Raw genomic sequence first — 3,498 nt, 5'->3', positions numbered from 1 at the left:
GGCAGCGGGCCACGGGAGGCGGTCGTCGGCGGCCGGGCCCGGGAGCCGGTCGGCGATCGCGGGCACGGCTGCGTCCGGGGGCCGGTTGGCGGGCGGGGCGCCCGTGTCCGGGGTGTGGCTCCAGGCCGGTGGGGACGTCGTGCGGACGGCCGGCCGGGAGGGGCCGGCGGCGACCACCGTCGGAGCGTGGGCCGGGGCGGTGCGGCCGGCCACGATCCGGCGGCCCAGTTCGCGGGCGTCCACCGGCCGCTGCTCCGGCGACTTGGCCAGCAGGTCCAGGATGATCCGCTCCAGGTAGGCGGGGAGATCGGGCCGGTGGCTGCGGGGCGGGCGCGGCGGGGTGTCCCGGTGCCCGACGAGGACGGCCCACGCGTCGTCCAGGTCGAACGGCGGCACCCCGGTGGCGAGCTCGTACAGGACGCAGCCGAGCGAGTACAGGTCGCTGCGGCGGTCGACCTCGACGCCGCCTATCTGCTCCGGCGACATGTAGTGCGGGGTGCCCATGGCGATGCCCGTACCGGTCAGCCGGGCGGTGAAGCCCACGTCGTGGCCGAGCCGGGCGATGCCGAAGTCGCATATCTTCACCGTGCCGTCGGCCAGCCGCACGATGTTCGCGGGCTTCAGGTCCCGGTGCACGATGCCCTGCTCATGCGTGTACGCGAGGGCGGCGGCGACCTGCTCGCCGATGTCGACGACATCGGTGACCGGCAGCGGGTGGTGCTTGTTGTCCTCCAGGAGCTGGCTGAGGTTGCGGCCCTCCAGCAGTTCCATGACGAGGAACAGCACCCCCTCGAAGTCCCCGAAGTCGTGGACCACGGTCACCCCGCGGTGCTGGAGCCCGGCGGCCACCTGTGCCTCGCGCCGGAACCGCTCCCGCATCACCCGCGCGAAGGACTGGTCCTCGGGCGCGGCGAGCGGCTTGAGGCATTTCACGGCGACGCGGCGGCCCAGCGACTCGTCGCGCGCCCGCCACACCTCCCCCATGCCGCCTCTCCCGATCAGATCGAGCAGCCGGTACCGGCCGTGGATCAGCGTGCTGTCCCCCATCGAGCGCGCCCCCGTCGAAGTCGCTCCGCCCCTCCCCTGGCCGGTCCAGTATGGCGGTCTATGCGCCGAGTTTGTACGGGGCCGGGCGCGCTGCCGGTCCGAGTCGCGCCATGGCCCGGACGATGTGCCGGGGCGGCATCCGCCAGCGCAGATCGGCCGGGACGGCGCGCAGCAGGGTGCCGGTGATACGCAGGGTGCGGGTGACGTCGTCCGGTTCGGGCGCCGCCCTGCCGTACAGCTCGTGCGCGTATGTCGGCAGGGACGCGTACGCCATGTGTGCCACCCGGCGCCAGAGCAGGCGCCGGGCCGGGGTCAGCAGCGGGTGGACCGGCGGCCTGCTGAGGAAGTCGTCCACCTCGCGCGCCTCGGGCCCGGCGGCCAGTTCGGGCCGCACCCGCTCGAAGTAGGCGGCCAGCTCCGCGCGGTCGGCGGGGACGGCTGCGGGGTCCAGGCCGACCAGGCGGGCGCTGTGCCGGTGCTCGGCGAGGTACCGGTCGGCCTGGCCGTCGGTGAGCGGGAAGCCGGAGCGGCGCAGGATGTGCAGGTAGGAGCCGACCTCGGCGCAGTGCACCCAGCACAGCAGCTCGGGCTCGTCGATGCCGTAGCGCTTACCGGTGTCCGGGTCGGTCGCGCCGAGCGCGCGGTGGATGCGGCGGACCCGGGCGCCGGCCCGCTCGGCGGCTTCGGTGGTGCCGTACGTCGTCGTGCCCACGAAGGCGGCGGTGCGCAGCAGCCGGCCCCATGCGTCGCGCCGGAAGTCGGAGTTCTGCAGGACGCCGCGGACCGCGCGCGGGTGCAGGGCCTGGAGGTAGAGGGCGCGGACGCCGGCGATCCACATCATGGGGTCGCTGTGCGCCTGCCAGGTGACCGAGCCGGGTCCGAAGAGCCCGGGATCGTCCGTCCCGCTCGCCCCGTTCGTCGCGCCTGTCGCGCTCTTCCCGCTCGCGTCGCTCGTCGGAATGACAGCCATGGCGGGAGGCTAGCGCTCGGCCCGCGCCCTTCACAGGCACCTCCGGGCCACCGTCGCACCGGTGCGGGACCGGGGGCTCACCGGTGCGGGACGGGGCTCAGCGCAAGGTGGCGAGGAACTCCCCGCACGCCCGCGCGCAGGCCCGGCACGCCTCCGCGCTGTCCTCGGCGCCGGGCTGCCGGTCGAAGACGTGCGCGCCCTCCAGGCACACCCGCCGGCACCACTCCAGCTGGACACGTATCGCCTTCTCGTCCACCTGGGTCTGCTCGGACAGCACACGGCAGGTGGCATCGCACACCTCCGCGCACATGATGCCCTTGCGGCGCACGAGTTCCTGGTTCTCCGTGCCGCCCGGGTCCACGAGGCTCGCCCGTAGCGCACAGGCCCGCGCACACTCCGTACACGCCTGTGCGCATGCGAATCGGTCCTCGAGAAACTGGAACAGCTCCTGCTGTGAAGTCGTCGTGGTCACACCGCGCGGGTTGCCGCTGCGGTCGGCGCCAAACCCGTGCGGCCCGGCGCTGCCAAGGGTTTCGGACCGTTTTCCGCCGCCACCCCCGGGCACCCGTCCACCCTCCGGACGCGACGAGGAACGGGACGAGGAACGGAGGTGGACGACATGCCGGGACGACAGGAACTGCCGTCGACCCTGGAACGGTCTCCGCGGGAGGCCCGGCGCACCTGGGTGGCGGCGCACGACTCCGCTGTCCAGGAGTACGGCGAGGGTGAGCGCGCGCACCGAGTGGCGTACGGGGCCCTGAAGCACAAGTACGAGAAGGTCGGTGACCACTGGGAGCGCAAGGAGGGCGGCCGCAAGGGTCCCTCCGACTCCCGGTCCGCGCGGCCCCGGGGCCAGGGCGGCCGCAGTGGCGAGGGAGTCGACGAGCAGGCCGGCAAGCAGCATCTGTACGACGTGGCCAAGCGGCTCGGGATCGAGGGCCGGTCACGGATGACGAAGCAGGAACTGCTCGACGCGATCCGCAAGGCGAACCGTTCGCAGACGTGATCCGCGCGGGAGAGGTGAGGGGTTGGTGACGGAGAGCGGGGGTACTCGCCGACCATGACTAGCGCATGGGTGAACATGGCCGCGAGCAACGGCGCCATGAGCGTCGGGCTGATCGTGGCGGCTTTCGTGGTCGTGGCGCTGCTGATCGGCGCCTTCGCGGTCGGCATCCGCGTCAAGCGTCGGGAGTCGCCGCCGCCGACCCCCGACGAGCAGCCGCACATGCCCGCGGGCGGCCCGGTCCGTGAGATGCGGGAGACCCGGTCCGCGGAGGAGGTGCCGCGCAGCGACGAGCGGATGCTGCCGCACGACCTCCACCGCCAGGGCAGCCGGTCCGATCCGGGGCAGCCGCGGCGCCGCTGGGACGAGGGCAGCAGCGGTTCCTTCGGCAGCGGCGGTCCGGGTGGCGGCCGCTGACCGACGGGGCCGTTCGGAGCGGCGGCACACATGGGGGCGGCCCGCGCGATGTCGCGCGGGC

At 73.9% G+C, this 3,498-nt stretch carries 5 protein-coding genes; 2 read left to right on the top strand and 3 right to left on the bottom strand.

Annotated features, from left to right (window positions below):
* The 3 genes from UW392_RS12170 to UW392_RS12160 all read right to left on the bottom strand — a co-directional run.
* Positions 1-1,047, bottom strand: a 1,047-nt coding sequence (locus UW392_RS12170; RefSeq protein ID WP_320774947.1) for a serine/threonine-protein kinase, incomplete at its 3' end; no start/stop codon positions are given.
* A 58-nt stretch (positions 1,048-1,105) separates the two neighbouring features.
* Entirely contained in the window at positions 1,106-2,017 is a 912-nt protein-coding gene (locus UW392_RS12165; protein WP_320774946.1) for an oxygenase MpaB family protein, read from the bottom strand.
* Between the two features lie 97 nt (positions 2,018-2,114).
* The gene (locus tag UW392_RS12160; RefSeq protein WP_320774945.1) at positions 2,115-2,489 is read right to left on the bottom strand and encodes a four-helix bundle copper-binding protein; all 375 of its coding nucleotides are present in this window, start codon (positions 2,487-2,489) and stop codon (positions 2,115-2,117) included.
* Positions 2,490-2,636: 147 nt separating this feature from the next.
* Between UW392_RS12160 and UW392_RS12155 the strand changes: the two genes are divergently transcribed.
* Positions 2,637-3,023, top strand: coding sequence for a ChaB family protein (locus UW392_RS12155; RefSeq protein ID WP_320774944.1), 387 nt, complete (start codon positions 2,637-2,639; stop codon positions 3,021-3,023).
* A gap of 54 nt (positions 3,024-3,077) precedes the next feature.
* A complete protein-coding gene (locus UW392_RS12150; RefSeq protein WP_320774943.1) occupies positions 3,078-3,437 on the top strand; it encodes a DUF6479 family protein in 360 nt (119 codons plus the stop codon).
* Positions 3,438-3,498 lie beyond the last annotated feature (61 nt).

The sequence above is a fragment of the Streptomyces sp. CRN 30 genome (assembly GCF_034105845.1).
The sequence above is the reverse complement of the archived record's forward strand: the minus strand, read 5'-3'. Positions and strand labels throughout refer to the sequence as shown.